The sequence below is a fragment of the Micromonospora sp. NPDC005171 genome (genome assembly GCF_040608575.1).
Classification (GTDB): domain Bacteria; phylum Actinomycetota; class Actinomycetes; order Mycobacteriales; family Micromonosporaceae; genus Micromonospora.
The window spans coordinates 1-26,820 of sequence record NZ_JBEXIM010000033.1; the positions used below are offsets into that span (position 1 = coordinate 1).

The following is a 26,820-nucleotide window of genomic DNA, read 5'->3' on the forward strand; positions in this document are numbered from 1 at the left end:
TTCCGATCTCCCCGACCGAGTCGATGGCCCGGGAGTTCGTGTTCTACGGCGAGAACGGCATCGAGAACGTCCCCCCCCCCCCCGGACGGCGGGGCATCGTGCTCAGACAGCGTGAACACCACGCCCCGGCTCGGAATGCGCCGATGACAGCTCAGCTACGCGCGAGCCGGGTCTCGACCGCACCGACAGCGGAGGTGGGGGCACCGATGCCAGCAGGATCGAGCCCGAAGAGAGAACGACAGTACGAGCACATCAAGGAGAGCGCGCAGCAGCGCGGCGCCTCCTCCGGCCGGGCGAAGGAGATCGCGGCCCGCACGGTCAACAAGGAACGGGCCCGCTCGGGTGAGTCCCGAACGGCGAGCCGATCCTCCCGGAACGACGTGTCGTCCGGGCACCGGGGCGGTAAGCGCTCTCACAGCGGCGCCCAGGGCCGCACCAAGGAGCAGCTGCACAACGAGGCGAAGCAGCGCGGCATCAAGGGCCGCTCGTCGATGTCGAAGAGCGAGCTGGAGCGGGCCCTGTCGAAGTAGCGTCCGGGGGTTCCTCGCCCCGACAGGGCGGGTGTCGCGAATCGACCGAGCCGGCTCAGACCGGCCCCAGCAGGGCGGCCAGCGCGTCGTCGCCCTGGCCGAGTTGCGCCCCGCCCGTCGTTGGCGCGACCAGGAACCGTCGGCAGCCGTCGAGCTCCACGTACCGGTCGGGGCCTACCCCGTCGAGTGGGCGCAGCACCGCGAAGCGGGTCGCCGGGATGTCGCAGTCGACCACCGCCCGGCGGTTGGACAGCGCCCGGAGCACGCCCGCCTGGCGCTCGGCGGGCAGCGGTCCGCCGTACACGAAGTCGCCTGGCGGTTTTTCGCCGGCCTGAAGCGACGCGGGCACCTGGTAGACGCAGAGGCGCAACGGCCCGGCGGCCGGCGGGACGGCAGACCCGACCGATCCGGGGGTACGGTTCCGGGTCTCCACCCACACCATGTCCGTCCACTGCTGCGCGCAGCCGGCGGCCTCGGCCGCAGCGGATTCGATCTGCCGGATGGTGCGCGTGTCCACTGTGGTCCATTGCGGCCCGGCCAGCGCGGCGATGACCTCGGCGCGCGGCTTGTCGCAGGAGTCCGTCGGGATGTGGGGCCGCAGCCAGCGTCCCCGGTCGTCCACCAGGGCCAGCCACGGCGGGATGACCATCTCGAGGGTGCACGCGACCTCCCCGCCGGCCTGCTCGTCGGGCAGGCGCAGCGCGGTGAGCAGCGGTGCGATCTCCTCGGCACGTCGCTCGGTGGCGATCTGCTCCTGGCCGCCGTTGGCTCCCGGCCGAATCTCCCGCCCGCAGATCACGGCCGCGACCGGGGTGAACGCGGGGTCGATGCGACCGATCGTCGGCTCTTTCCCGGTCGGTGGTGACGTCTCCGCGTTCGGCACCGACAACACCTCGCCGGCCTGTGGTGCCTCCTTGGCGCAGGAGGTCCACCCGTCGACGATCTGGGCCGGAGCCGGCTCGTCGGCCTTACCCGGCCCGATCTCCGTGCCACCGCAGCCACCCAGCGCCATGCCGAGCAGTGCCACCGCCAGTACCGTCCGGGACGAGCGCATCCGGCTCACCACCCTTCCGCCCGGGGATGAGACGGACGACAGGCGCGCCTGGTTCCGACCAGGCGGTCGCGGCGCTCCAGCTGGGTGATCGACTCGGTTTTCATGATGTCGGGGCTTTGGACGTCCGTGGATGCCCCGACTTCCGTGAACCGAGTGGATCACGCCCCGGAACGCTGCGGCGCCGAACGCCGAGACGCCGGGGCGCAAGCGCCTGGCGCCGGGCCGGTGGCGTGACGCAAACGACCAGCGAGGACGCCGCCGGCTGAGCCCGGGCCACCCGCCGACAGAATGGCCGAATGGCACACCTGGGACTTGTCGCGCTGCTGGTCAGGGAGTACGACGAGGCGATCGACTTCTACGTCGGCGACCTCGGCTTCGAGCTGGTGGAGGACACCGCGCGACCGGACGGTTCACGCTGGGTGGTGGTCCGCCCGGCGGGGGCCCGGGAGACGGCCCTGCTGCTGGCGCGGCCGAGCAGCGCCGAGCAGCGGGCTCGGGTGGGCGACCAGACCGGCGGCCGGGTCGGGCTGTTCCTGTACACGGAGGATTTCGCCAGGGATCACGCCCGGATGGCGGCGGCCGGAGTGCGCTTCCTGGAGGAACCGCGGCACGAGGCGTACGGTTCGGTAGCGGTGTTCGTCGATATCTATGGCAACCGGTGGGACCTGCTCCAGCCGGGCAGCACAGAGTGACACATTAGCGACACTCCGCACACAAAAGGTAACCCGGGCACGGTTGCCATGCTATTGTCCGATGTCGATCTACGCCCCCGTGGACCCGGACCGGGTCGTTGTCGGAAGGACACTTCCCGATGCCGGCCGTTGCCACCTCAACCGTGCCGCCCACGCTGGACAATCCGGCCGGCGGGGCCCTGGGTCTCATCTTCACCACGTTGCCGGCGCTGCTTCGGCTGAGCTGCGGGCTGTTCGGCGCGGCGGTGGCCGTGTCGGTGCAGACCCCTCCGGTGCAGCAGGCGGTGTTGCTGCCCGCCGTGGGCCTGCTGACCGGCTGGTCCCTCTGGTACGCCCACCGCGCGTTGCGCCACGGCATCAGCCCCGCCCTGGTCGCCGGTGACGTGGCGGTCACCGCGCTGGCCTGCCTGCTCATGCCCGTGCTGGTGGCGCCCGAGGTGCTGCCCGGCGAGGGCAGTTGGATCGCCGTGCTGGCCAGTACCACGGTGATCAACGCACAGGCCACCGCCTCGGCCCGCTGGTCGGTCCCGGCCGGGCTCCTCGTGATCGCCACCTACGTGAGCGGGGCGCAGGCGGCCGGCAACCCCACCGAAGCTCGGGCGCACGCGGCCACGCTGCTGGCGCAGACCGCCTGCACGGCGATGATGGCGGCGGTCATGCGCCGACGCATCGGCCGGGCGGACCGGGCCTTCGTCGAACACCAGCGGCTGACCCGGGAGGCGTTGGTCGGCCGTGCCGCCCGGGAGGCCGAACGCCAACAGAATCGCGATCTGCACGACACTGTGCTTGGCACGCTGACCATGGTGGGGCTGGGCGCGGTGGCCGGGCCCTCGGCCGTCTTCCGGGACCGGTGCGCCTCCGACCTGCGTACCCTCGTCTCGCTCACCGACGGCGGCCCGGTGGCCGGCGACGGCCCGGTGCCGCTCGACGGACGGTTGCGGTTGGTGGTCGGCCGGCTGCCCGAGCTGGCGGTGCGGCTGGACCTGGCGTCCTGCGCCGTCCCGGTCGGTGTGGCCGACGCGATCAGCGAGAGCACCTACGCCGCGCTGTCCAACGTGGTCCGCCACGCACCGGGCGCCGCGGCCACGCTACGGCTGACCCGGGACGCGATCGGCGTCGTGGTCGAGGTCGCCGACGACGGCCCCGGCTTCGACCTGGCCACCGTCCCACCACACCGGTACGGGTTGCGCGAGTCGATCCGCGGCCGGATGGCGACGGTCGGTGGGCGGGCCGATGTGCACTCGGCGGTCGGCGCGGGCACCCGGATTCGACTGGAGTGGCCCGGTGTCGGCTGACCTGAACGCCCCGGCGCACCCCACCGACGCTCCGGAGGCACCGACCCGGGCCAACGTTCCGACGCCACGGGAGCCGGTCTCCCCCGCCACGCTCGCCGCACCTGCCGCCGTCGCACACGCGTCCGACCGGGGTGCCCGGATCGCCGCGGTCGTCATCGCGTTGGCCTGGCACGTCGCGATCGCGCTGCCGGCGGTGCTGTCCGCCCGCGCGGAGTTCGCCGCGCCCGCGGTGGTGCTCGGCGCCTGGATACTGGTCGCCGTGACCGGCACGGTGGCCGGGGTACGGCTGCTGCAGGGCTCGCCGCTGCCGCCGTGGCCGCTGGCCGGGCTGCTGCTGGTTGTCGACGCGGCCGTCTTCGCCGCGGCCGGTGAGCGGCAGTTGTTCACCGCCGCGAACTGGGTGTGGGGCACCCTCGGCTGGTTCTTCGTGGTGGCGGTGTGGGGTCGGCGCGCCGTGGGGCTGATCGCGCTCCTCAGCACGCACGCGTTGATCGCCTTGGTCGCGGTGCTCTGGCACGGCCCCGACCCGGCCGACGTGGCCCGTTACGTGATGTACGTCTACGGCACGTTCTCGCTGCCGGTGGCGGTCTTCGTGGGCAGCACCGTCATCGTTGGCCTGGCTCGGGATCGGGCCGCCGTCTCGGCCGCCGGTCATACGATGGCCGCCGAGCGCGATGCCGCCGAGCGGGGCCTTCAGGAACGTCGGAACCGGCTCGCCCTGGTCAGCTCGGCGGCCGGGCGGGTCCTCGGTGACCTGGCCGCCGGCGAGGCCGACCCGGACGACCCGGAGGTGCAGCGCCGCTGCATGCTGGCCGCCGCCCGGCTGCGCCGGCTGATCGCCGAGTCCGACGACGTGCCCGACCCGCTGCTGCACGAGTTGCGTGCCGCCGCCGACCTGGCGGAACGCAACGGCCTCCCGATCGATCTGGTCACCATCGGCACCCCGCCGCCGCTGCCGGTGGAGGTCCGCCGCCGGCTGGCCGACCCGCTCACCGGCACCCTCGCCGACGCCCGGGGCTGGGCGCGACTGACTGTGGTCTCCGGCCCGGACGAGGTGGTGGTCAGCCTGGTCACGCCGGACCGGGAGGGACCGGAGTCGACCGGCCCGCCGCCCGGGGAGGACGAGGACGGGCCGGTGCAGTACCTCTACGAACGGGACGGGAACATCCGATGGGCGCAGACCCGGTGGCGGCGGTGACCGGCGATCGGCCGGTCGGGGTGGCGATCGTCGACGACCACCCGGTGGTGGTCGAGGGGGTCCGCGCCTGGCTCGCCACCGAGCCGCGCCTGACGGTGCTCGCCACCGGCGACGACCCGGACGCGGTGCTGCGGGCGGCGCCGGACGCCGACGTCGTCCTGCTCGACCTGCGGCTGCACGGGCGGATGGCGTTGGACAAGTTGGCCGAGCTGAGCGCCGCCGGGCGACGGGTGGTGGTCTATTCGGAGCACACCGACCCGCAGACGATGCTCACCGCGCTGGACGCCGGGGCGGTGGCGTTCCTGGCCAAGCACGAGGGCCGGGAACATTGCGTGGAAACGGTGCTGGCCGCCGCGAGCGACCGCCCGTACGTGCCCCCGGCGCTGGCCGGCGCGATGGTCGGTGACCCGCGACCGGACCGGCCGATGCTCTCCGACAAGGAGCGTGAGGCGCTGCTGCTCTGGTTCCAGTCGATGTCGAAGGCGTCGGTGGCCCGACGGATGCACATCAGCGAGCACACAGTGAAGCAGTACGTTGACCGGGCGCGGATCAAGTACACCCGGGCGGGGCGGCCGGCCGCCACAAAGGCGGCGCTACTCGCCCGGGCGATCGAGGACGGTCTCGTCCGCCCGGAGGAGATTGGCATCTACCGGTCACAGGCGACGCACGACCGGCCGACCCCCTAACAGGCGTCATGACAGGGGCCCTCCGGTCCGCCAGGCTTCAGTACACAGCCAGCTGACCGGAAGGTCGTGACGATGCACGCCGACGCGTCCCCCTTCTTCATCGGTCCCCACCGGTTCGACGCCCCCGACGACGCCGTGGGCCCGACCCTGGACCGCCGCTACAACCTGCGTCCGAGGCCCGGTGAGCGGGTGCTCGGACGACACCAGTTGCTGGTCGCGGGCTATCTGCTCGGGCCGAGCGAGGTGCGCTGCCGTTGGCAACTGCCCGAGCCGGTCGCGGTGACCGTCACCGATCAGCGGATCTGCTGGGTGGGCAGCGGCTCGCAGCTGTCGCTTGTCGCCGACGGCACGCACCGGACCCGGCCGCCGGCCCGACTCAACGGCCTGATGAGCGGTCAGATCCGCTGGCAGTGGCCGTCCCGGTTGGAGCTGCCGGCGACCGAACCGGACGCCCCGGCGCAGTTGCTGATCGTCTGCGACGCGCTGCGCACCATCCAGCAGCCGGCGCTGGCCCTCAGCGGAGCGGCCGCCGAGGTCGTGGCGCTGGCCCAGCAGGTCCGCCGGGCGGCGGCCATGTTCCGGCTCTCCCATCCGCAACTGGTCGACCTCTCGGCCCAGGAGCGCGACGTGCTGCTGCTGCGGGCCGGCCCCGGTCTGCTCGCCGGCGACACCCGGATCACGCTGCCCGGCTCGTTGCCTGTGGAATTCTACTCCCGGGACGACTACTACCGCTCAAGACCGGAACCGACCTCGTGGGGCGGGCTCGCAGGCGGCGCAGCATCCGGGCATCGGTGAAGCCGACGGCCCGCGCGGCGGCTTCCACTGTCGTGCCGTGCCCGATGAGGTGCTCGGCCCGTTCCACCCGGAGCAGCTGCTGGTAGCCGAGCGGCGTGAGGCCGGTGCTCGCCCGGAACAGCCGGGTCAGGGTTCGTTCGGCCACACCGCCGGCGGCGGCCAGCTCGGCCAGTGGCAGGGGCTCGGCGTACCGGCTGTCGATCAGATCCTGCACCCGGTGCACCGAGTCGGACAGGTGTGAGCGGTGCCGCATCAGCGCGCTGGCCTGCGGCTCGTGCCCGTTACGGCGGGCGTAGACGACAAGCGTGCGGGCGATCTTCGCGGCGGTCGCCGGGCTGTGCCGGGTCGCCACCAGGTGCAGCGCCACGTCGATGCCACTGGCGATGCCCGCCGAGGTGACCACGCGGTCGTCCACCACGTACAGCACGTCGCGGACGACCTGGGCCGCCGGGTGCCGGCGGGCCAGGTCGTCCTGCACCTCGTGGTGGGTGGTGCAGCGTCGGCCGTCGAGCAGCCCGGCCCGGCCGAGCGCGTACGCCCCGGCGCAGACGCTGGCCACCGTGCCGCCGGCCGCGTGGTGCTCGGCGAGCCGGCGCAGGTCGACTGGCGAGACCGGCCCCTGTGGCCCGTGCGCCGCCGGCCGCCAACCAGGCACGATCACCAGGTCGTCCGGGGTCAGCTCCGGCCACCGGGTGTCGGCGACCAGCGGTACGCCCTGCACGGTGGGCACCTGCTCGCGCTCGGCGACGTAGTGCAGCCGATAGTCGTACCCGAGGTCGGCGGCGCTGGAGAAGACCTGGGCCGGCCCGGCGAGGTCCAGCAGGTGCAGCTGTGGGACCAGCAGGAAGACGACCCGGGTCACGAGGTCAGCCCCGACTCTCGACGAGGGGCGCGCCGGTGACCTCGTCCACTGTCCGGATGGTCGCGAAGCGGCCAGCCAGGGCGTACTCGGTGCGGGTCACGATTTCCTCGTTGGTCAGGGTGCGCGGGTCGGCGAGGATCTCCTCGACCGTGGCGGCCTCCGGCAGGTCCCGGTGCGGGATGGGGAAGGTCAGCGTGGCGTCGCTGACGACTGTCATCCGGTAGCCGAGGTCCGCGCCGACCCGGGCGGTGGTCTCCACGCACTGCTCGGTGCGAATGCCGCAGACGGTGATGTCGGTGATGCCCGCCTGGGTGAGCAACTGCTGGAGGTTGGTGGTGGTGAACGCGTTGTGCGCGGTCTTGACCAGCGTCGGCTCACCCTCGACGGGGACCAGCCCGTCGATCAGCCGCACGTACCCGAGCGCGGGGTCGAAAAACCCGCCAGTGCCGGGCTCCGAGTGCAGGACCCAGACCACCAGGTCGCCACGCTGCCGGGCGGCAGCAACAAGCCGGTCGACCTGGCGGATCATGTCGGGGTTGGAGCCGTACGCCCAGATCGGGCGCTGACGGAAGGATTCTTGTACGTCGATCACGACGAGTGCTGCTCTGCTCATGACGTCGATCCTGGCCGGACGGCGTCCGCGCCGGCAGACACCATTCTGCCCGGGTGCGGAACGATCTGGCCAGCTCGGCGTCAGGCGCTGGGGGCGCGTTGCTCGGCGGCGGCGTCCAGAGCGGCGGCCTCCTCCGGGGTGGGCGCACTGCCGCCCAGGTGGGCGGGCTGCCACCAGGTGTCGTCCGGGCCGGCCGGGGTGTCCGGGTAATCCCGCTGCGCACGGTCGACCAGGGCACTGAGTTGGGTGGTCAGCTCGTCGGCCAGCACGTTCGGGTCCGGAAAGTCAGCCGGGTTGATCGGCTCGCCGATCAGGATGGTGATCGGCGTGTGCCGGCGGGTCAGCGTGCGCGGGCGGCCCTTGGTCCAGAGGCGCTGGGTGCCCCACAACGCGACAGGCAGCACCGGCACCTTCGCCGACCGGGCCATCCGGACCGTGCCGCTCTTGAGCTCCTTGACGGTGAACGACCGGCTGATCGTCGCCTCGGGGAAGACGCCGACGACCTCGCCCTTTTTGAGCGCGCCCACTGCGGCGCGGAACGAGGCCGCGCCGGCCTGCCGGTCCACCGGAATGTGCCGCATCCCGCGCATCAGCGGGCCGGAGATCTTGTGCGTGAAGACCGAATCCTTGGCCATGAAGCGAACCAGCCGGCCCGACGCGTTAGCGCCCAGACCGGCGAAGATGAAGTCGAGGTAGCTGACGTGGTTGCTGGCCAGCACCGCCCCGCCCGTGCGGGGTACGTGGTGGGCGCCTTCGATGGTGATCTTCAGGTCGAGGACCCGGAACAGCGTCTTGGCGGTGGCGATAACGGGCGGGTACACGAGCTCCGGCATTCGCAGAATCTACCCTGACCGGCTGAAGATCGGCTGGGTGGCGAACCGGCGGCGACGCGGGCGGTGCGCCACCGCCGGTTCGGGCGGTCGGATCGGTCAGTCGGCGAGGTTGTTCAGGTCCAGTCGACCCCGGGCGAACGCGTCCACCCGGCCCCACCGACCGGGGATGTCCAGCACCTCGATGCGACCCATCCCCACCGGCAGCCGTGGCTCGACCGCCAGGTGACCCTCGTGTGGCTCCAGGCCGAGCATCGTGCGCAGCAGCAACAGCGGCGTACCCGTCGACCAGGCCTGCGGGCTGCACGCCGTGGGGTACTCCACCGGGAACTTGGTCAGCTCCCGTGGGTAGCCGCCGAACGCCTCCGGCAACCGGCCGTCGAAGTACGTGGCCGCGTCCAGGATGCCGTTGGCGATGCTCGCGGCCTCCTCGGCGAAGCCGTAGCGGCGCAGACCCCAGGCGATGAACGAGTTGTCGAACGGCCAGATCGTGCCGTTGTGGTAGCCGATGGGGTTGTACCGCGTCTCCCCCTCGGCGAGCGTGCGCACCCCCCAGCCGGAGAAGAGCCGCGGCCCGACCAGGTGCGCGGCGAGCTTCTCCGCCCGTTCGGGTTCGACGATCCCGCTCCACAGCAGGTGGCCGATGTTGGAGCTGAGGATGTCGCACTGGCGGCCGTCCGGGTCCAGGGCCAGGGCGAAGTACTCGCCGTCGGCCACCCACCAGTCCCGGTTGAACCGCTCCTTCAGCTCCGCCGCCTCCCGCTCCAACTGGTCGGCGAACTCCGGGTCATCCCAGAACTCACGCGCCAACCGGGCCGCGCGGACCTTCGCGTCGTACGCGTACCCCTGCACCTCACAGGTGGCCCGTGGGAACGGGGGCAGCGTGCCGTCGGCGTAGGAGATCGAGTCCCAGGAGTCCTTCCAGCACTGGTTCTCCAGGCCGGTGTCGGTGTTACGTCGCTCGTACCAGATGTAGCCGTTGCCGACCAGGTCGGCGTAGTTGTCGATCCACCTCAGCGCCGCCCGGGACTCCTGCTCCAGCTCCTTGACCAGTGCGACGTCCCCGCTCCACCGCTCGTACTCGTCGAGCAGCACGATGAACAGCGGTGTCGCGTCCACCGAGCCGTAGTACGGCGAGTGTGGCTGTTCCTCGAAGGCCGCGGTCTCGCCGTAGCGCATCTCGTGCAGGATGCGCCCCGGGTCCTCGTCCCGGAAGTCGTCGAACCGGCTGCCCTGCAGCGACGCCAGGATGCGCAGCGTCGTCTTCGACAACTGCGGGGTGAACGGCAGTGTCTGCAGGCAGGTGAGGATGCTGTCCCGGCCGAACATGGTCATGAACCAGGGCAGGCCGGCGGCCGGCAGGGTGGCGCCGCCCAGCGACAGCGGCGAGAAGCGCAGCGCCGCCAGGTCGATCAGGCTGCGCCGGTACGTGCTGGCCACCCGGCCGTGCTCACTGTTGACCTTGGGCGCGTTGGCGATCCACTGCTCCAGGTCGTGCTGGAGAGCGAGCCGCTCGGTGGTGTGTTTGCGCAGCCCGAAACGGAGGTCCCGCCCCCCGGGCCCGATCGCGTTGGTCTGGACGTCGATCGAGGCTTCCCACCGCCCGTTGGGCTCCAGGTGAACGGTGTACGAGAAGCCCTTGCTGTCGTAACGGGCCGACGCCGACGCCGAGATCACCGTCTCCCGCCGGAAGTTCCCCCGCCGGTACCCCAGCCGCAGCCGGTCCGACTCCACCTCGGTGTAGATCTCGCCCTTCTTGTTCAGGATCTCGTCCTTGACCTGGAACAGGTCGGCGAAGTCCGACGCCGCGTCCATCCGAACTTCCAGGTCGATCGGCTTCTCGTCGTGGTTGAGGATGGTCAGCTGCTCACAGAAGCTGCCGCCCACCGTGCGCTCCCGGATGATCGACAGCTTCGCGTCCACGTAGTGCGTGGCCATCCCCGGGACCAGGAAGAACCGCGACTCGAAGTACTGCAGATCGTCGAAGGAGAGCGAGTTGAGTCGCTCACCGTTGACGGTCAGCACCCAGGTGGACAGGAACCGGGTGTCGATGGAGAAGAGCCCGGTGGGCTCGCTCGGCGTCGCCTCGATGTCACCGGTGTCCTCGCAGACGACGAACGTGTTGCCGTCCAGGATCCGGATCGTGTTGCTCTGCCCCATCAGTGCACCTCCCCGGCGAAACGCCGACGCGGCCCACGGGCGTCCGGGGAACCCGGGAAGATCCGCTCCACCTGTACGACGAGACGAGCGTCGCCCGACACCGTCATGTCCCCCCGCAACAGAGCGGCCAGGCCGTGCTCGCGCCCCGAGGCGATGTCGTCGAAGAGGACCGGGCTCGCGCCGATCACCGTGTCGGCCTCCTGGTCCTCCTGACTGACGTTCAGCCGGCCATGGTCGATCCGCAGCAGCCAGTGCCGGGTCTGCGCCCCCTCGTGCAGGTCGATCCGCAGCGTCCCGGAGGTCTTGGCCAGCAGGGGTTCGTACCCCCGCCGGTCCAGGTCCTCGAAGAACCTCGTGGTCGCGTCCACCATCGGGTCCACTCCTCCCAGTTGCCGGGCCGGGGGTCCCACCCACCGCGCTCGCGTCGCGCGGACGGCCGGCGTTGCACGTCCCCGCACGGGTCCCCGCCGCTCCCCCTGGTCAACCTCGCCCAGATCGGGTGAGCGGCGACGGTGCGCCCCGCGCCGGTGATCAAGAGCGTCGGTGTGTCGTGACGACAACTCTCCTGATCGCCGAAGGGGGGTGGACGCCACAGCGCCGACCCTCCCGGAGGGAGGGCCGGCGCGCGCCGCGGCGGACGGTCAGTTGTTCGGGTCGTCGGCGCTGATGTCGGCCAGAACCGACTGCGGTTCGCGCTCGACCGCGAGGTCACCCATCGACACCAGGCCGACCAGCCGGCCGTCGTCGATCACCGGCAGTCGGCGTACGGCGTACGTCCGCATCAGGTCCGCAGCCGCCACGGCATCGTCGTACTGACTCACCGTGATCACGTCGCGCGTGGTGATCTGATTCAACCGGGTCGAACCCGGATCCATGTTCTCCGCGACACCTCGGACCGTGATGTCCCGGTCCGTGACGATGCCGACCACACTGTCGCCATCGGTCACCACCACATCGCCAATCGCGCTGTCACGCATCTCCTGCGCGGCTGAGATGAGCGTGTCGTTGCCGTCCATCGTCACCAACCGGGTCGTCATGAACTCTCCGACCGTTGTCATGGTGCTCCCCTCTCGGTGTCGGCACGGCCCGTCTACCCGCCGCTCGGGAGGAGGTAACGCCGAGCGACCCGGCCTATCCGCGCGGGTGCCGCAGGCGTCGCAGCTCGTACAGACCGCTGCTGGTCAGGCTGTAGAACCCCGGCAGCAGCAGGAAGATCACCAGCGCGAACAGCGGACTGGCCAGGAACCCGGCCAGGATCGCCAGCGCGTACCCCAGAAGGCCGATCACGGCCCGGGCCCGTTCGGCCGGGAAGAACCGACGCGGCACCGTCCGGTCCAGCAGATCGTGATGCCGGGCGAGGTAGTGGTACAACCCCAGCCAGCTCACCGAAACCAGCATGCCGACCAGACCGTAGACGACCACGCTGGTCCGCTGGTCCGCCTGGTCACCGTCCCGCATGGCCTGCGAGACAACCGAGGTGGCGAACGGCAACAGGGCGATGCTGAACAGCACCCCGAGGTTGTACCACTGGAGGGCCTTTCCACTGTTCTCCACCCGGTTGAAGGCGGCTCGGTGGTTCAGCCAGTTCACCGCCACATACAGATACGACGTGACATAGGCGAGGTACGCCGGCCACTGTTCGACAAGTGCGTGCAGCAGCTGACCGCGGCCGATCCGAGGAGGCTGGAGGTCGAGCACCAGCAGCGTGATGAGGATGGCGAAGACCCCGTCGCTGAACGACAGCAGCCGGGAGGTCTCCCGCCGCAGGGTCGGGCCTGCCGGGCCGGTCTCGTCGCTGCTCGTGCCGGCGCCCACCACCCACCCCCTCCCCGACGTCCCGCAACGGCAAAGCAGGGCGGTATACCCGTCGACGGGCGGCGCAGCCGCCTGCGGCGCGCATCGGCCGCGCCCGACCGGTCGCCGTGACCGGGCAGGAGAACGTCGCGTCGACCGGGCCGAGCCCGAACCCGCCGACCGCCGCCTACCGTGGGCGGATGATGACGGGCGAGGAGGAACTGCGGGAACTGGTCGCCGGCAGCAGTTGGCTGACCCGGGCGCTGACCGTGGTCCGAGACTCTGGGCTGCCGGACGCCTGGATCGGCGCGGGGGTGCTGCGCGACCTGGTCTGGGGCGAGCGGTACGGCGACGGGTTCGACCCGGCGCAGATCCACGACGTGGACGTGGTCTTCTTCGACCCGGCGAGGCTGACCCGCGCCGACGACGACCGGGCCACCGCCCGGTTGACCGCGATGTGGCCGCAGCCGCCGTGGGAGGCGCGCAACCAGGCGGCGGTGCACACCTGGTACGCGGCAAAGTTCGGCGGCGACCCGATCGAGCCGTACCGCAGCGTGACCGAGGCGGTCGCCACCTGGCCGGAGTACGCGACAGCGGTGGCCGTCCGCCTGGACTCGGCCGACCGGCTCACGGTCTGCGCCCCGTACGGCCTGACGGATCTGCTGGGCGGGGTGTGGCGGCACAACCCGGCCCGGGTTGACGTGGCCCGGTCCCGGCAGCGGTTGGCCCGGCACCGGCCGGCGCAGCGTTGGCCCGGCGTCACCGTGATCGAGCCGGGCTGATCGGCTGGGCGGCTCAGCTCCGGGGCGGCATGCCGTAGAGCCGCTCGACGTGCAGCCGTAGCACGATCCGTCCCTCGTCGACCATGGCCTGCCGGTACTCGTCCCAGTCAGGGTGTTCGCCGCTCAGCCCCCGGTAGAGCGCCACCAACTCCTCGACAGTGTCGTCGCCCAGCCCGGCGGCCGGTGGGGTCAGTTCGGCGCGACCCTCGACCACCGCGTACGCCCAGCCGTCCTGGCTGCTGACGTGGAAGCTGGCGCGCGGGTCGCGGCGCAGGTTGGCGGTCTTCGCGCGGCCGTCGGTGACCGAGACCCGGATCAGGCCCGCGTCCCGGTCGAAGGAGTAGAGCACCGTGGACAGCTGCGCGCGCCCGTCCCGCTTGATGGTGGCGAGCACCCCCATCGAGTGGCCGGCCACCAGATCGGTCAACGCCTGCTGGGTGCGGTCATCCGGCATGGTGTCCTCCAGGTTGGACGATCGTCTCCATTCCATCCAAGCACGACCTGCCGGCCGTCGCGGGCGACCACCCGGAACGGCAGGACGACCACCTGGAACGGTGCCGAGCCTCCGGAACGGCAGCGCGATCACTCGGAACGGCACCGAGCCCCCGCCGACGGACGGCGAGGGCTCGGTGCTTGGCGGGGAGCTCGTTGTCTGCGACAGTGCCGGTCAGCGGCGCTCGGCGGCGACCAGCTCGGCGAGCTGCACCGCGTTCAACGCGGCGCCCTTGCGCAGGTTGTCGTTGGAGCAGAACAGGGCAAGCCCGTACTCCACTGTCTCGTCGGCGCGGATCCGGCCCACGTAGGTCGGGTCCTGCCCGGCGGCCTGCAACGGCGTCGGGACGTCGGTCACTGCCACCCCGGGCGCGTCGGCCAGCAGTTCGTGGGCGCGCTGCGGGGTGAGCGGCCGGGCGAACCGGGCGTTGATCTGAAGCGAGTGCCCGGTGAAGACCGGCACCCGGACGCAGGTGCCGGAGACCTTCAGGTCGGGGATCTCCAGGATCTTGCGGCTCTCGTTGCGGAGCTTCTGCTCCTCGTCGGTCTCGAACGAGCCGTCGTCGACGACCGAACCGGCCAGCGGGAGGACGTTGAAGGCGATCGGCTGGGTGAACGAGCGCGGCGCGGGGAACTCCACGGCCGACCCGTCGAAGGCCAGCCCGGCGGCGTGCTCGGCCACCTTGCGGACCTGCTCGTCCAGCTCGGCGACGCCGGCCAGCCCGGCGCCGGAGACCGCCTGGTACGTGGAGACGACCAGGCCCACCAGGCCGGCCTCGGCGTGCAGCGGACGCAGCACCGGCATCGCGGCCATCGTGGTGCAGTTGGGGTTGGCGATGATGCCCTTCGGGCGGTCCAGGGCGGCATGGGGGTTGACCTCGGCGACCACCAGCGGCACCTGCGGGTCCATCCGGAACGCCGACGAGTTGTCGATCACCACGGCGCCGGCCTCGGCGACCCGTGGCGCCAGTTCCCGGGCGGTGCCCTTACCGGCCGAGAAGAGCACGATGTCCAGCTCGGAATAGTCCGCGGTCGCCGCGTCCTCGACGGTCACCTCACCGTCGCGCCACGGCAGCGTACGCCCAGCGGACCGCGCCGAGGCGAACAACCGCACCTGCTCCGCCGGGAACTTCCGCTCCGCCAGCACCTGCCGCATCACGCCACCGACCTGGCCGGTGGCCCCCACAATGCCGATCCTCATGCCCGCGAGGCTACCGACCCCACCCCCGGAACCGGGACCCCTTTCCCACCCCCCGGGTCCCACCTCACACCCCACACCGGCCTCCCCCACACCCCTTCCCCCGGTGATCATGAAGTTATTGCCACGACACGCCGTGCCAAATGACAACAACTTCATGATCAACGGGGAGCGGGGGCCGGGAGGGGGCCGGGGTTAGGGGATGAGGTCTCCTAGGGCGGTGGACTCCAGGTCGGCGCGGATCACCGCGGCGTCGCCCTCGATGACCAGGGTGAGGGCTTCCGGGTGCAGGTGGGTGGCTGCCGCGGCGGAGACCTGGTCCACGTCGGCGGCGAGCAGCGACTCGCGCAACCGCGCGTGGTAATCGTCCGGCAGGTCGTGCACCACCAGGGTGGTCAACGCCGAGGCGATCGCCCGGGGGCTCTGCAACTCGACCGAGAGCTGCCCGGCCCGCCAGGAACGGGCCACCTCCAGCTCGTCCTCGGTCACCCCGTTGGCCTGGGTACGGGTGATCTCGCCCACCGCCTCGATCACTGCAGGCGCGGTGACCGCCGTCTGCACCCCGGAGCTGACAGCGAACCGACCGAACCGCCGCGACGAGGCGAAGTCACCCCGGATGCCGTAGGTGTAGCCGTGCACCTCGCGCAGCAGGTGGTTGAGTCGGGAGGTGAACGCCCCGCCGAGCACCGTGCCGGCGAGCGTCATTGGCACGTGGTCGGGGTGCGCCCGGTGTGGTGACGGGTGGCCCAGCCGCAGCGTGGACTGCACCGAGCCGGGCCGGTCCACCAGGATGATCCGCCGACCGCTGTGCAGCGGCACCTCGATCGGGCCGCCCCGCTCGGCGGGGCCACCACCGGTGCCGGCGAACGCCGCGGCGGCCAGCGCGTCCAGGTCGATCCGGTCCAGGTCACCGGCGACGATCAGGGTGCCGGGGCGCAGGAACCACTCGGAGTGGAAGACAGTCACATCCTCCACGTCCAACCCGGCGACGGACTCCGGGTCGCCGTGCATCGGCCGCCCCCAGCGGTTCTGCGCACCGAACAGGTCGGCACGCAGCGCGGCGTCGGCACGCGGGCCCGGGTTGGCCCAGTCCATCCGGAGCGCTGTCGCCTCGTCGTCGCGGACCCGGCGTACGTCGGCGGGGTCGAGCCTGGGCGTCCGGACGGCTTCGGCGAGCAGCTCCACGGCCGCGCTCAGCCGGTCCACCGGGATCACCACGCTGGCCTGGAACGAGTCCCAGTCCAGACCTGTCGACAACGCGGTGCCGAGCCCTTCGACGGCGAGCGCGTACGCGGCGGCGTCCCGCTGTGCGGTCCCCTCCTCCAACGCCTTGGCCAGCACACCGGACAGGCCCTCCTTGCCGACCGGCTCCTGGCCCGCGCCCAGGTCGAGCAGCAGCAGGGCCACGGCGAGGTTCTGCCCCGGCAGGTGCGCGGCGACGACCTGACCACCGGCCACGGCCCGGCGGACCACCGGCGGGAACCGGTACGGGCGGGCCGCACCCGGGCCCGGACGGTCGGCGATCAGCGTCATGAGGTCTCCTCGGGCAGGTAGGTCAGGGTCACCCGGTCGGTGGCGAGCACGTCGGCGGCGGCCTCGGCGATCTGCTCGGCGGTGACGGCGAGCAGAGCCGGCAACTGGTCGGCGATGCGGGCCGGGTCACCGAACTGGGTGGTGTAGCGGCCGAGCAGGTCGGCACGGCCGTCGACAGTGGACAGCTGACGCCACCACCCGGTGCTGAGCAACGCCTTGGCCCGGTCCAGCTCGGCGGTGGTGACCGGCACGGTGGCGAGCTCGTCGACGACGTCGGCCAGCCCTTCGGCCAGCCGCTCGGCGCTCACTCCGGGGCGGGCGGTGGCGGTGGCGATCAGCGGTGCCGGTGCGTGCGCGAGGTCCACCCCGTACGCCCCGACCAGGTCCGGCTGCGCGATCCTCTCGCCGTCGGCGAGGCGCTGGTAGAGCCGGCTGCCCCGGCCGCTGCCGAGGACGGTGGCGAGCACGGTGATCACGTTGTACCCGGGGCTGCCGAACGGGTAGCTGCGGTGGGCGATGTACACCCGCGGCGCGGGCACGTCGGCGCTCACCGACTCCACGGCCGTCTGCCCGGTGGCGGGGACGCTGCGGCCGTCCGGTGCCGGCGGGATGTCATCGCGGGCGGGCAGCGCGCCGAAGTACTTGTCGGCGAGTGCGAACACGTCGGAGGCGGTGGCGTCGCCGACCACGGTGAGCACCGCGTTGTTCGGCGCGTAGTAGGTCTGGTGGAACGCCTGGAAGGTGGCGAGGTCGGCGGCGTTCAGGTCGGCCATCGAGCCGATCGTCGCGTGGTGGTAGGGGTGCCCCGGCGGGTAGAGCAGCGGCAGCAACCGCAGCCAGGCGTCGCCGTACGGCACGTTCTCGTAGCGCTGCCGGCGCTCGTTCTTGACCACGTCCCGCTGGTTGTCCAGCGTCTCCTGGGTGAGGGCGGGGACCAGGCCACCCATCCGGTCGGCCTCCAACCAGAGCGCCAACTCCAGGTGCTCGGCCGGGACCGTCTCGAAGTAGTTGGTCCGGTCCGGATTGGTGGTGGCGTTGAGTGAGCCTCCGGAGCCCTGGATCAGCTTCATGTGCTCGGTCTTCGCCACGTTCACCGAGCCCTCGAACATCAGGTGCTCGAAGAGGTGGGCGAACCCGGTCTGCCCGGCCGGTTCGTGCCGGGAGCCGACGTCGTACCAGAGGTTGACGGCGACCGCGGGCGCGGTGCGATCCTCACTCACCACCACACGCAGGCCGTTGTCCAGTCGGGACGTCTGAATGGGCCAGGGGTAACCGCTGTCGGGCATCCCCCGACGCTATCCGATCTCGGAGGCGGAAAGGTGACGTGCGGTCGGTCGGCGAGCCGACCCGGGCCGCATCGAGGCCGCCGCTCGGGGTACCGGGGAGGAATGACCGTCACCCCGCCTCCGCCCCGGTCCGCCGGCCGGGCCGCCACCGCCGTCGAACGCGCAAGCACCGTACTCGGCCGGCTGCGCCGTGGCCGGCTGCTGCATCCGGCCGGTCGCTCGTTCGTCGGCGAGACGGTGATCTGGGGTACGCCCGGACCACCCACCGGGGTTGCTCTGCTGGACCACCCCGGCCGGTACCGGACCACCGTCCGGCTCTCCAAGGGAACGCCCACACCCGGAAGTTGGCCCGACGTCCTGGGCCTCGCGCTGCGCCTGCACCGCGACGACGGCCGGCCGTTCGACCTGCTGGTCAGCTCCAGCGGCGCGGCCCCGGTGCTGCGGAACCTACCGCTGCCCCGCCGCCGCTTCACCGGCACGTACAGCACGATCACGTGCTACCGCGCGGGTCGGCGCCGCCTCTGGCTGGCGGCGTTGGCCGACCCCGACTCGGTCGACCTCGGTCGCAGCCTGGACACGGCGGCCGCCGCGACCCGGACGGACACCCCGCGCCTGGTGCTCGCGGTCGCGTCGGCGGTGGGGCCGTGGCGGCTGGTCGGGCAGGTCAGCTTCGGTGCGCAGCTCGGCGCCGAGCAGGACGCGGCGCTCGCCTTCGACCCGGTGCGCAACCTGCCACCCGAACTGCGGGTGGCAGGTCCGCTGGCCTGGCTGCGCGACCAGACCTACCGGGGGTCGCGCCGGGCGCGCGGGGCGACCGCTCAGTCCGGCGGTTCGACGGCGGCCACGGTCTGATCCGAGGTACGACGTTCCAGCACCGTGTCCGGGGCGGCGTTCTGGTCCGCCTCACGGATGTCCGAATCGGCGAGGATGGCCTCGGCCTGCGCCTCCGGGTCGTCGCTGCCCACGGCCTTCTCCTCGGGCAGGAGGTGGTGCGCGCGGGACTCCACCCGCTCCTGATCGCTCTGCTCGTGTGTCATGGCACCCCTGTTACCCCGACCGCACCCCCGGCACGCGATCTCCGCCCCGCATGTTGGGACGACAGGTCGGGTGACCGCGTCCGGTCGGGTACGCTGGCCCGGTGACGCGTTCCTATCGATGGTTTAGGCAGCTGGCTCGCACGCCGGTGACTTCACCATGAACTGACGTCACCACGGACCGAGCCGGCTGGGCAGGAGCTGTCGTTCCTGCCCTTTTGCGTACGAGCAGCCGGCTCGTCCCGGGCACCGGCCCCGGGCACGGTCGGCGAAAGGATGCCACCGTGACGACCCCGGAGACCGATCGGGTCAGCGATCAGCGGATCGACCGTGTTGTGCCGCTGACCACGCCCGCGCTGCTGCACCACGAGTTGCCCCTGGACGCCCCGCTCGCGTCGGCCGTGCTGACCGGCCGCCGCGCGGTCGGTCGCGTGCTGGACCGCGAGGACGACCGCCTGCTGGTGGTGGTCGGCCCCTGCTCGGTGCATGATCCGGCCGCCGCCCTCGACTACGCGCAGCGGCTGCGGACGGCGGCCGACCGACTCGCCGACGACCTGCTGATCGTGATGCGGGTCTACTTCGAGAAACCCCGCTCCACGGTCGGCTGGAAGGGCCTGATCAACGACCCGGGGCTGGACGGCAGCGGGGACGTCAACACCGGTCTGCGGTTGGCTCGGGCGCTGCTGCTCGACGTGCTCCGCATCGGCCTGCCGGTGGGTTGCGAGTTCCTCGACCCGATCACCCCGCAGTACATCGCGGACACGGTGGCCTGGGGCGCGATCGGTGCCCGCACCGTGGAGAGTCAGGTGCACCGCCAGCTCGCCTCGGGCCTGTCCATGCCGATCGGCATGAAGAACCGCCCAGACGGCAGCATCGGCACGGCGGTGGACGCCATCCGCGCCGCCGGGGTGCCGCACGTCTTCCCCGGCATCGACTTCTCCGGCACCCCGGCGATCCTGCACACCCGGGGCAACACCGACGGGCACCTGGTGCTGCGCGGCGGGGGCGGTCGGCCCAACTACGACGCCGAGTCGGTCGCCGGTGCGCTCGACCTGCTCCGCGCGGCCGACCTGCCGGAGCGGCTGGTGATCGACGCCAGTCACGCCAACAGCGGCAAGGACCACCGTAATCAGCCGCTGGTCGCCGCTGACGTGGCAGCCCAACTGGCCGCCGGCCAGCGTGGGATCACCGGCGTGATGCTGGAGTCGTTCCTGTTGCCTGGCCGGCAGGAGCTCGACCCGACCCGGGAGCTGGAGTACGGCCGGTCGGTCACCGATGCCTGCCTCGGCTGGGACGACACCGCCGAGGTGCTCGACCACCTCGCCTCGGCGGTGCGGGCCCGCCGGGCCACCCTGCCCACGACTGTGTGACCGTCGACACCGCGGCGCACGGAACACGAGCGGGGGTCGGCTCGTTGACTGGGGTGTCGGTGTGTCCAGTGTCCCCGGGCCTCACCTAAATAGCCTTCGCGGAATACCGTTCGGCTGGAGCCGCGTAGTGCCACTCGCCGAGAGGCGACCTGCACACCGACACCAGCGCCGCCCCCGGCCCACAAGGCCGGGGGCGGCGCTGTCTGTGCCTCGCTGACCCCGCCCCATCTGGCCCGGCCCGGCCGCGACGGCTGCCGCGACGGGCCGCCAGGGGCCGCGACGGCCGCGACAGCCACCCCTCGCTCCACCCCAACTCCCTTTGCTCTGCACCCGCCCACGCGACGCCTACGCTCCGTAACCGGTGCATGGGCGGGTGCAGAGCAAAGGCTGGTCGAAGTGCCATTGACCGCAGGCGTGGCCGGCCCACCTGGCGTGACGTTTGACCGATTCCGCCCCGGGTAGCTGATCGACGTGACCGACGACGCATCCCTGGCCGGCGAGCCCGACACCCAGGCCCTCGACGACCTGCTCGACGACATCTTCCGGGCGCAGGAGCGGGTCACCCAGGCGGATATCTATCGCCGGGCGGTGGCCGCCGAGCTACCGCCGGACCTGCTCGCCCGCATCGACGCGCTGCCCGAGGGTGAGTACGCGGTGGACGAGGCCAGCGACCTGCTGGGCGGTTCCATCGGTTGAGCGACCGCAGAAGGGACACCGACATGACGCACCACGAGGACCACGACGAGAAGGTGCCGGCGCTGGGTCAGCCCCCGAAGGGCAGGGACACCACGCCGGAGCCGGACTTCGCCAACGAGCACGACCGCACGGCGGTGGATCGGGACATCATCACCGGGGCGGACGAGGACGAACGGGAGCCGGAGTCGCCGCACGGTTGGTCCGGCATGCAGCGCTGAGAGGTACGCGAAAAAGGGGGGCCGGCGTCTGCCGGCCCCCCTTTTCGCGTCCTGCTTGTCAGTCGTCGTCGTGGTGCCCACCCTCGGCGGCCTGCTGCGCCGTCGCGTACGCCATCTGGAGGAAGTCGGACGCGGCAACCGCCGTCAGCGCGGTGGCCACCAGGCGGGTGAGCCGGGGCGCGAGCACCAGCCCACCGGTCAGCCCGGTGGCCACCCAGACCGCCAGGCAGAACGGGCAGCTCAGCAATTCACCGATGGCGTGCCGGGTAGGGCTGCCCGAGTCGCGTACCTGCTCCATCACCTCGCCGCTGCCGATCGGTCGGTCGTAGCGGGTGAACGGCGCCCGCAACGGGCTGGTCACCGCGTCCTTGGACAGCAACCGGCTCAGCTTGTGCGTGGCGATGGAGAGCAGCACCACGTCGGACGGGGCGGGACGCTCCGGCACCGGTCGACCTGTCACCTTGACCAGGCCGGCGAGAGCTCCGGTCACTCCGGCGTAGGCGCCCATCGCCACCAGGTAGCCGCCGAGCGGCCGGTGCTCGTGCGGCGCGTACGCCCGGCGCAGCCGGGCCGCCTTGTGTCGCAGGCCAGTGTCGCTCACCCGATCTCCTCACATGTCGTGGTGGTGCGGGACCGGCGTCCCGCGTGGCCGGCTCAGCCGGCCTGGAGGTTGTCGGCGACCTCACGTGCCAGGTTGGTGAGCGCCTCGTCAGCCAGCTGGTCCGGGCCGGGTCCGCCCGACCCGTCGGCCAGGTCGAGCTGGATCCGGGCCCCGCCCGAATCCGCCGGCTCGACCCGGATCTCGGCGGACCAGTCGTCGGCGTCGCCCCAGCGGGCGCGCAGTTCCTCACCACTGATCTCGGCGGCGGGGCTGCCGTCGCCGCGCAGTGGCTCGGGCAACCAGGCCGACGCCCGGTGGGGGTCGGTGGCGGTGCTGAAGACCACCTCGGGTGGCGCGGACATGCCGCGCACGGCGCGCGCCGGCATCAGGCGTCCCGCAGGCGGCTGGGATCGACCTCGCGCCCCGGGTGGCGGGCCAGGTACTCGGTCTCCAGCTCCGCCGTGCGCCGCAAATGGTTGGCGAGTGCGGAGTCCGCCGCGTGCCGCAGGGTGTCCAGGCGGGTGCGGTGCAGGCTGTGCATCTCGCGGATCAGGTCCTCGTCGGTCAGCTCCGTCGGGTCGACGCCGGGCAGATCGCCGTCGAGACCGGGCCCGCCGGCCGGGTCGGCGAGCTCATCGCCGCCCCACTCGGGCACCCGCTGCTCCGGGCTCATATCCGCGCTGCCGCTCGACGCGAAGTCGTCCTCTCGTACCGATCCGGTCATGATCGCCCCCCTTGATCTCGTTTGGGCTGGCGTCTAGACGATTGCCCAGGCGTGGTGATGCCAAACCACGCCGGCGAGGCGACATCTACGACACGGTGTCGGAGACCGGCGGCCCCCCGGTACGCTCGATGCCATGAGGCGGCTCTGGACCCCGGCGTGGATCGCGCGCCACGTGGCCATGGTCGTGCTGGTCGTGGGCTTCCTCGGGCTGGGCTGGTGGCAGATCAGCCGGGCCGCCGCCGGCAACAGCCTGAGCTGGGGGTACGCGGTCGAGTGGCCGATCTTCGCCGGCTTCGTGGTCTACGTGTGGTGGCGTGAGGTGAAGCTGGCCCGCCGCAGGGCGGAGGAGGCCGATGCGCCGCCCGCGGATCCGGCCGTCGAGCCGGAGCCGGCGGTCACCACCGGATCCCGACCGGCGGTCCGTCGACCGGTGCGGGTGTCACGGGTGCCGGCCACCGGCGATGTCGTCGAGGACACCGACCTGGTCGCCTACAACCACTACCTGTCATGGTTGAACGCCAATCCGGGCGCCCGGCCCGGTGACTATCCCGGCTGAGCCGGGCTCGGAAGGACGGACGAAGGTGGGCGCTGCCCTTACCCGGTACCGCGTGATCGCCTGGATCGTGGGCGTGGTGCTGATCCTGCTGGTCGTGATCGGCATGCCTCTGAAGTACGCGTTCGACAACCCGACCGTGGTGGAGACGGTGGGGCCAGCGCACGGCTTCCTCTACATGATCTACCTGGTTGCCGCGTTCGACCTGAGCCGCCGAGCGGACTGGCCGCTGAAGCGGATGCTGCTGGTGATGCTGGCCGGCACCGTGCCGTTCGTCTCGTTCTACGCCGAGCGACGGGTCAGCGCCTGGCTGGCCGCGCCGCAGCAGGAGCGGGCTCCGGAGCCGGTCGCCCGCTGAGCGAACGGTGGGCCGATGTGGGGCCGGTCCACCGCCGCTCGGGTCAGCGGTTGGGCCGCCACGGGTCCGCCGAGGCGAGCGGGTCGACCCAACCGCCGTAGCGGTTGACCTCCCGGGCCCGCAGCAGCGACCGGGTGACCTGGCCGAACTGCCGTTCGTCGTCGGCGCTGAACAGCAGCACCTCCGATCCTCGGTACCACCCCCACAACTCGTGGGGCGGTGGGCGCCAGCGATCGCCGACCAGGGCGAGAGCGGCCGGGAGCAGGAACACCGCGCCGAGGATCAGGTACGCCTCGGCGGTGAGGCGTTGCAGACCGCCGGTGAAGCCGAGGAGCACTCCCACCCCGCCGAGCATGCTGGCGGTGATGACGACGGCCCGGACGGCGATCCGGTCGTGCGGGCCCCGGGTGGTACGCAGATGGGTCAGGTCGGCGACCCGGTAGCTGGTCCGACCGACGGTGAAGCGGTCGACTGTCACGATGATGCCGGGCCGCGCGTACAGCAGGGTCGACCGGGCGCCCGGCACCGTTCGCGGCGGTCGCGTCTGTGCGCCTTCACGATTCACGGTTCCTCCCGCAGGGGACGGTTGGCCGAGTGAACCCGCAGGTGAGGCATCGCCCCCTGTCGACGGGATTCCCGGCTTCCGACTTCATTGTGTTGTGGCGCCGCCAGTGGACCTGGGCATTTACCGGCTCCCGACAGCTCGCCACGACCGGGTGACATCGCCGAGAAACAGCATCCATTTCAGGTTTTATCGGTTATGGCGGCCAGGAATCCGGCGTCATACGCCCGGAACGACGAAAGTCGTATATCCGTCAACAGGGCGCTAAGCGGTCGAAGTTTCACTCGCGCACAGGCGTCATCCGCCACGATGACGCCACTCAGCCCAGGGGCACGACCCGCAACTCTCCCAACTTTCGCCCCTGCTTCAACTGCGAGCGACAACCGTCCCGGGTTAGGTTGGGCGAGCCGGTCCGGCCCAGTGCCGTCCGCCCGGATGGCCCCGGCCGGTGTCGTCGAGGGCGTCAGCAGCCCCGACGGCCGTGGGAGAGGGGCCTTCCGCTCTTGTCATCCCTGAGAAATCTGCTGCGCACCGTGGCGCTGGTCGGCATGTCGGCCGCGCTGATCGCCCCGACGGCGGCGGCCCAGGCCGAGCCGTCCCCCGCCGACCTGACCCGCCGGATCGAGACGTCCTCGGCCGAGCTGGAGCGGGTCGTCGAGTCGTACAACAAACTGCGTGAGGAGATCAAGACAAACGAGGCCGCCGTGGCCCGATTACAGACCCGCATCGGCCCGCTCGAACAGCAGGTCGAGCAGAGCCGGGCCGACGTGGCCGAGCTTGCCTCCACCGCGTACAAGAGTGGCGGCCTGCGCACCGCGGACGCCCTGCTGCGTCCCGGCGGCTCGGCCGCGCTGCTGGACCGGCTCGGAACGATCGAGCAGTTGACCCGCCAGCGGCAGGAGCGCATCTCCGGCTTCACGGCCGACCAGCAGCGGCTGCTCGACGAGAAGGCCCGTCTGGGTGCGACCCTGACCCGGCAGGCCGCGCAGGCTCGTCAGCTCGCCGCGGGTAAGAAGCAGATCGAGCAGGATCTGGCCAAGCTGTACGAGCTGCGCCGGCAGGCATACGGGGCCGCCACCGAGCGTCCCGCGCCCATCGCGGCGGCGAGCGAAGCCAAGAACGTGCCGGCCGTGGCCGGTGCCGCCGGCACGGCCGTGCGCTACGCGTTCGGCGCGATCGGCAAGCCGTACAAGTGGGCGGCCGACGGGCCGGACGGCTACGACTGTTCCGGGCTGACCCTGGCGGCCTGGCGGGCGGCCGGCAAGTCGCTGCCGCACAGCGCCCGGATGCAGTGGAGTGCTGTCGCCCACATCGGGCGGGGCGACCTACGCCCCGGCGACCTGGTCTTCTACAGCGGGCTCGGGCACGTCGCCCTCTACGTGGGCGACGGTCAGGTCATCGACGCGCCCAGCGCCGGTCGCAACGTGCTCAAGCGCGGCATGAACATGATGTCGATCCAGGGTTACGGCCGGGTTCGCTAACCGCGACCGGCATAGGCGAACGGCCGGCGTCCCCCTATCGGACGCCGGCCGTTCGCCGTCATTACTACCAGGTCAGGCTGCCTGCAGCCCCTCTGCCCGGGCCAGCTCACGGAGCCGGCCGAGGGCCTGGATCTCCAGCTGCCGGATCCGCTCGCGGGACAGCGAGAACCGGGACGCGACCTCGGTGAGCGAGTGCTCCCGGCCGTCCTCCAGCCCGTAGCGGGCCCGCATGATGCCGGCGGATCGGTCGTCGAGGTGGTTGAGCAGCCCCTCGATGCGCTGCCGCTCCAGGCCGCTGAGGACGATGTCCTCCGGCGACGGCGCGTCACTGTCGGCGACCAGGTCACCGAGGTTCGTGTCGCCGTCGTCGCCCACCGGGGTGTCCAGCGAAACGGTGTCCTGCGACCAGCGGCGCAGCTCGTTCACCCGCTCGACGGTGACGCCGAGGGCGGTAGCGATCTGCTCCGGCTCCGGGTCGCTGCCCAACTCACGGGTCAGCTGCCGAGCCACGTTGCGCATCCGGTTGACGTCCTCCACCAGGTGCACCGGCAGACGGACGGTGCGCTCCTGCTGGGCGATCGCCCGGCTGATCGCCTGCCGGATCCACCAGGTGGCATAGGTGGAGAACTTGTAGCCGCGCTCGTAGTCGAACTTCTCGACCGCCCGGACCAGGCCGGTGTTGCCCTCCTGAATCAGGTCCAGCATGGGCATCCCCGAGCGCACGTAGCGTCGGGCGATCGACACGACCAGTCGGAGGTTGGCGCGGATGAAGAGGTCCTTCGCCCGCTCTCCCTCGACGACCAGCCACTCCAGGTCGGCCCGGTCGACACCGGCGGGAACGGCTTCCTCACCGAGCAGGTGCTCGGCGTAGAGGCCGGCCTCGATCGCCTTGGAGAGATCGACCTCCTTGGCGGCGTCCAGCAGTGGCGTCCGGGAGATCTCGTGCAGGTAGACGCCGACCAGGTCGCGCTCCTCGGCAACCTCGTCGGTTCGCATGCCGATGTTCTTGTCCACGTTGCCCACGGTCCCCTCGCTCGCGCCGGTTGCCCGGTTCCTTGCCATTCCCCACACCGGTCAGCCCCTGGTAACTTCTGCTGTGCCCATCGGTGCTGACACCTACACAACAGATGAGACGTGTCGGGGATTCCTCGTCGTGAGTCGAAAGTGTCACGAATGCCTGAGTAGTAGCTGAGAGCACGGTCCATGTTTGCTGTCAGCACCCCATCGGGTGGCTCGCCACTGGGCACCACGTACGGGTTACCGCACCATGGCAACACCGCCCGCCGTGGGGGCACAGCGACCCGGGTCACCACCGTGATGCGATCCTGGTCACTGCCAGATACGCACTGATGGACCGGTCGGTTCATCCACGGGGGTGTTATTACCCCCCGGCCAGATGAACAATCCGAGGCCCCGTTCGCTT

32 protein-coding genes are annotated in these 26,820 nt (G+C 71.5%); 14 read left to right on the forward strand and 18 right to left on the reverse strand.

The features are described 5' to 3' along the window. Positions 1 to 530, forward strand: a 530-nt coding sequence (locus ABZU74_RS26835) for a hypothetical protein (RefSeq protein WP_355429245.1), incomplete at its 5' end; no start/stop codon positions are given. A gap of 55 nt (positions 531 to 585) precedes the next feature. Here ABZU74_RS26835 and ABZU74_RS26840 read toward each other — a convergent pair. After that, positions 586 to 1,584 (reverse strand): hypothetical protein, encoded by a 999-nt coding sequence (locus tag ABZU74_RS26840; RefSeq protein ID WP_355429248.1) that lies wholly within the window; start codon positions 1,582 to 1,584, stop codon positions 586 to 588. A gap of 296 nt (positions 1,585 to 1,880) precedes the next feature. On the opposite strand from ABZU74_RS26840, the gene ABZU74_RS26845 reads away from it, so the two are divergent. From ABZU74_RS26845 to ABZU74_RS26865, 5 genes are all read left to right on the forward strand, one after another. Further along, positions 1,881 to 2,276, forward strand: a complete 396-nt coding sequence (locus ABZU74_RS26845) for a VOC family protein (protein WP_355429249.1) — start codon at positions 1,881 to 1,883, stop codon at positions 2,274 to 2,276. A 119-nt stretch (positions 2,277 to 2,395) separates the two neighbouring features. After that, a complete protein-coding gene (locus ABZU74_RS26850) occupies positions 2,396 to 3,571 on the forward strand; it encodes an ATP-binding protein (RefSeq protein WP_355429252.1) in 1,176 nt (391 codons plus the stop codon). Next, a complete protein-coding gene (locus ABZU74_RS26855) occupies positions 3,561 to 4,769 on the forward strand; it encodes a hypothetical protein (protein ID WP_355429255.1) in 1,209 nt (402 codons plus the stop codon). Before ABZU74_RS26850 ends, ABZU74_RS26855 begins: the two co-directional genes overlap by 11 nt. Continuing rightward, complete coding sequence (locus ABZU74_RS26860) at positions 4,742 to 5,455, forward strand: response regulator transcription factor (protein ID WP_355429258.1); 714 nt, start codon at positions 4,742 to 4,744, stop codon at positions 5,453 to 5,455. Before ABZU74_RS26855 ends, ABZU74_RS26860 begins: the two co-directional genes overlap by 28 nt. Positions 5,456 to 5,527: 72 nt before the next feature. Further along, entirely contained in the window at positions 5,528 to 6,250 is a 723-nt protein-coding gene (locus ABZU74_RS26865; RefSeq protein ID WP_355429261.1) for a hypothetical protein, read from the forward strand. On the opposite strand, the gene ABZU74_RS26870 is transcribed toward ABZU74_RS26865, so the two are convergent. The 7 genes from ABZU74_RS26870 to ABZU74_RS26900 form a co-directional block, all read right to left on the reverse strand. Continuing rightward, complete coding sequence (locus tag ABZU74_RS26870; RefSeq protein ID WP_355429263.1) at positions 6,132 to 7,112, reverse strand: DJ-1/PfpI family protein; 981 nt, start codon at positions 7,110 to 7,112, stop codon at positions 6,132 to 6,134. The genes ABZU74_RS26865 and ABZU74_RS26870 overlap by 119 nt on opposite strands. Positions 7,113 to 7,116: 4 nt before the next feature. Further along, positions 7,117 to 7,725, reverse strand: coding sequence for an isochorismatase family protein (locus ABZU74_RS26875; protein ID WP_355429266.1), 609 nt, complete (start codon positions 7,723 to 7,725; stop codon positions 7,117 to 7,119). 80 nt (positions 7,726 to 7,805) lie between these two features. Beyond that, positions 7,806 to 8,558, reverse strand: coding sequence for a lysophospholipid acyltransferase family protein (locus ABZU74_RS26880; protein WP_355429269.1), 753 nt, complete (start codon positions 8,556 to 8,558; stop codon positions 7,806 to 7,808). Between the two features lie 96 nt (positions 8,559 to 8,654). Further along, a complete protein-coding gene (locus ABZU74_RS26885; protein WP_355429271.1) occupies positions 8,655 to 10,715 on the reverse strand; it encodes a glycogen debranching N-terminal domain-containing protein in 2,061 nt (686 codons plus the stop codon). Further along, positions 10,715 to 11,086, reverse strand: a complete 372-nt coding sequence (locus ABZU74_RS26890; protein ID WP_091405597.1) for an SCP2 sterol-binding domain-containing protein — start codon at positions 11,084 to 11,086, stop codon at positions 10,715 to 10,717. The genes ABZU74_RS26885 and ABZU74_RS26890 overlap by 1 nt, the downstream gene beginning before the upstream one ends. 270 nt (positions 11,087 to 11,356) lie before the next feature. Further along, positions 11,357 to 11,773, reverse strand: a complete 417-nt coding sequence (locus tag ABZU74_RS26895) for a CBS domain-containing protein (protein ID WP_334502076.1) — start codon at positions 11,771 to 11,773, stop codon at positions 11,357 to 11,359. Positions 11,774 to 11,846: 73 nt separating this feature from the next. After that, entirely contained in the window at positions 11,847 to 12,530 is a 684-nt protein-coding gene (locus ABZU74_RS26900) for a TMEM175 family protein (RefSeq protein ID WP_355429275.1), read from the reverse strand. Between the two features lie 179 nt (positions 12,531 to 12,709). Here ABZU74_RS26900 and ABZU74_RS26905 point away from each other — a divergent pair, with 179 nt between their 5' ends. Continuing rightward, positions 12,710 to 13,291, forward strand: a complete 582-nt coding sequence (locus ABZU74_RS26905; protein ID WP_355429278.1) for a nucleotidyltransferase family protein — start codon at positions 12,710 to 12,712, stop codon at positions 13,289 to 13,291. Between the two features lie 13 nt (positions 13,292 to 13,304). Here the strand turns inward: ABZU74_RS26905 and ABZU74_RS26910 are convergent, their stop codons facing one another. The 4 genes from ABZU74_RS26910 to ABZU74_RS26925 form a co-directional block, all read right to left on the reverse strand. Then, positions 13,305 to 13,745, reverse strand: a complete 441-nt coding sequence (locus ABZU74_RS26910; protein WP_355429406.1) for a PPOX class F420-dependent oxidoreductase — start codon at positions 13,743 to 13,745, stop codon at positions 13,305 to 13,307. A 213-nt stretch (positions 13,746 to 13,958) separates the two neighbouring features. Then, positions 13,959 to 14,984 carry an aspartate-semialdehyde dehydrogenase gene (locus tag ABZU74_RS26915; protein ID WP_355429281.1) on the reverse strand — a complete coding sequence of 342 codons (1,026 nt, stop codon included), beginning with the start codon at positions 14,982 to 14,984 and terminating at the stop codon, positions 13,959 to 13,961. Positions 14,985 to 15,176: 192 nt separating this feature from the next. Beyond that, positions 15,177 to 16,514: a pitrilysin family protein gene (locus ABZU74_RS26920; RefSeq protein ID WP_355429284.1), complete on the reverse strand. Its 1,338-nt coding sequence runs from the start codon at positions 16,512 to 16,514 to the stop codon at positions 15,177 to 15,179. Next, positions 16,511 to 17,800 carry a pitrilysin family protein gene (locus tag ABZU74_RS26925; RefSeq protein ID WP_355429287.1) on the reverse strand — a complete coding sequence of 430 codons (1,290 nt, stop codon included), beginning with the start codon at positions 17,798 to 17,800 and terminating at the stop codon, positions 16,511 to 16,513. Before ABZU74_RS26925 ends, ABZU74_RS26920 begins: the two co-directional genes overlap by 4 nt. Before the next feature lie 102 nt (positions 17,801 to 17,902). On the opposite strand from ABZU74_RS26925, the gene ABZU74_RS26930 reads away from it, so the two are divergent. Then, complete coding sequence (locus tag ABZU74_RS26930; RefSeq protein WP_355429289.1) at positions 17,903 to 18,652, forward strand: phosphodiesterase; 750 nt, start codon at positions 17,903 to 17,905, stop codon at positions 18,650 to 18,652. On the opposite strand, the gene ABZU74_RS26935 is transcribed toward ABZU74_RS26930, so the two are convergent. Further along, positions 18,619 to 18,837 carry a hypothetical protein gene (locus tag ABZU74_RS26935; protein WP_355429292.1) on the reverse strand — a complete coding sequence of 73 codons (219 nt, stop codon included), beginning with the start codon at positions 18,835 to 18,837 and terminating at the stop codon, positions 18,619 to 18,621. The genes ABZU74_RS26930 and ABZU74_RS26935 overlap by 34 nt on opposite strands. 281 nt (positions 18,838 to 19,118) lie before the next feature. On the opposite strand from ABZU74_RS26935, the gene ABZU74_RS26940 reads away from it, so the two are divergent. The 3 genes from ABZU74_RS26940 (at position 19,119) to ABZU74_RS26950 (ending at position 21,118) form a co-directional block, all read left to right on the forward strand. Next, complete coding sequence (locus ABZU74_RS26940; protein ID WP_355429294.1) at positions 19,119 to 20,204, forward strand: 3-deoxy-7-phosphoheptulonate synthase; 1,086 nt, start codon at positions 19,119 to 19,121, stop codon at positions 20,202 to 20,204. 471 nt (positions 20,205 to 20,675) lie between these two features. Further along, complete coding sequence (locus ABZU74_RS26945) at positions 20,676 to 20,900, forward strand: hypothetical protein (protein ID WP_355429297.1); 225 nt, start codon at positions 20,676 to 20,678, stop codon at positions 20,898 to 20,900. A 23-nt stretch (positions 20,901 to 20,923) separates the two neighbouring features. Continuing rightward, the gene (locus ABZU74_RS26950) at positions 20,924 to 21,118 is read left to right on the forward strand and encodes a hypothetical protein (RefSeq protein WP_091405645.1); all 195 of its coding nucleotides are present in this window, start codon (positions 20,924 to 20,926) and stop codon (positions 21,116 to 21,118) included. Between the two features lie 58 nt (positions 21,119 to 21,176). Here ABZU74_RS26950 and ABZU74_RS26955 read toward each other — a convergent pair whose 3' ends face one another. Genes ABZU74_RS26955 through ABZU74_RS26965 form a run of 3 tightly spaced genes read right to left on the reverse strand, consistent with a single transcriptional unit; the run spans position 21,177 to position 22,446 of the window. After that, positions 21,177 to 21,719: a DUF1360 domain-containing protein gene (locus tag ABZU74_RS26955; protein WP_355429300.1), complete on the reverse strand. Its 543-nt coding sequence runs from the start codon at positions 21,717 to 21,719 to the stop codon at positions 21,177 to 21,179. A 53-nt stretch (positions 21,720 to 21,772) separates the two neighbouring features. Further along, positions 21,773 to 22,105, reverse strand: a complete 333-nt coding sequence (locus ABZU74_RS26960; protein WP_355429303.1) for a hypothetical protein — start codon at positions 22,103 to 22,105, stop codon at positions 21,773 to 21,775. After that, positions 22,105 to 22,446: a DUF6158 family protein gene (locus tag ABZU74_RS26965; RefSeq protein ID WP_355429409.1), complete on the reverse strand. Its 342-nt coding sequence runs from the start codon at positions 22,444 to 22,446 to the stop codon at positions 22,105 to 22,107. The genes ABZU74_RS26960 and ABZU74_RS26965 overlap by 1 nt, the downstream gene beginning before the upstream one ends. A gap of 130 nt (positions 22,447 to 22,576) precedes the next feature. On the opposite strand from ABZU74_RS26965, the gene ABZU74_RS26970 reads away from it, so the two are divergent. Both ABZU74_RS26970 and ABZU74_RS26975 read left to right on the forward strand, forming a co-directional pair. Continuing rightward, positions 22,577 to 22,999 carry a hypothetical protein gene (locus tag ABZU74_RS26970; RefSeq protein WP_355429306.1) on the forward strand — a complete coding sequence of 141 codons (423 nt, stop codon included), beginning with the start codon at positions 22,577 to 22,579 and terminating at the stop codon, positions 22,997 to 22,999. A gap of 25 nt (positions 23,000 to 23,024) precedes the next feature. Beyond that, positions 23,025 to 23,354, forward strand: coding sequence for a DUF3817 domain-containing protein (locus ABZU74_RS26975; RefSeq protein WP_355429308.1), 330 nt, complete (start codon positions 23,025 to 23,027; stop codon positions 23,352 to 23,354). Positions 23,355 to 23,397: 43 nt separating this feature from the next. Here the strand turns inward: ABZU74_RS26975 and ABZU74_RS26980 are convergent, their stop codons facing one another. Further along, on the reverse strand, positions 23,398 to 23,919 hold the full coding sequence (locus ABZU74_RS26980) for a DUF6232 family protein (RefSeq protein WP_355429311.1): 522 nt from the start codon (positions 23,917 to 23,919) through the stop codon (positions 23,398 to 23,400). Positions 23,920 to 24,419: 500 nt separating this feature from the next. Here ABZU74_RS26980 and ABZU74_RS26985 point away from each other — a divergent pair, with 500 nt between their 5' ends. Next, entirely contained in the window at positions 24,420 to 25,397 is a 978-nt protein-coding gene (locus ABZU74_RS26985) for an NlpC/P60 family protein (protein ID WP_355429314.1), read from the forward strand. Between the two features lie 72 nt (positions 25,398 to 25,469). Here the strand turns inward: ABZU74_RS26985 and ABZU74_RS26990 are convergent, their stop codons facing one another. After that, positions 25,470 to 26,459 (reverse strand): sigma-70 family RNA polymerase sigma factor, encoded by a 990-nt coding sequence (locus ABZU74_RS26990; RefSeq protein WP_196919428.1) that lies wholly within the window; start codon positions 26,457 to 26,459, stop codon positions 25,470 to 25,472. Positions 26,460 to 26,820: the final 361 nt, after the last annotated feature.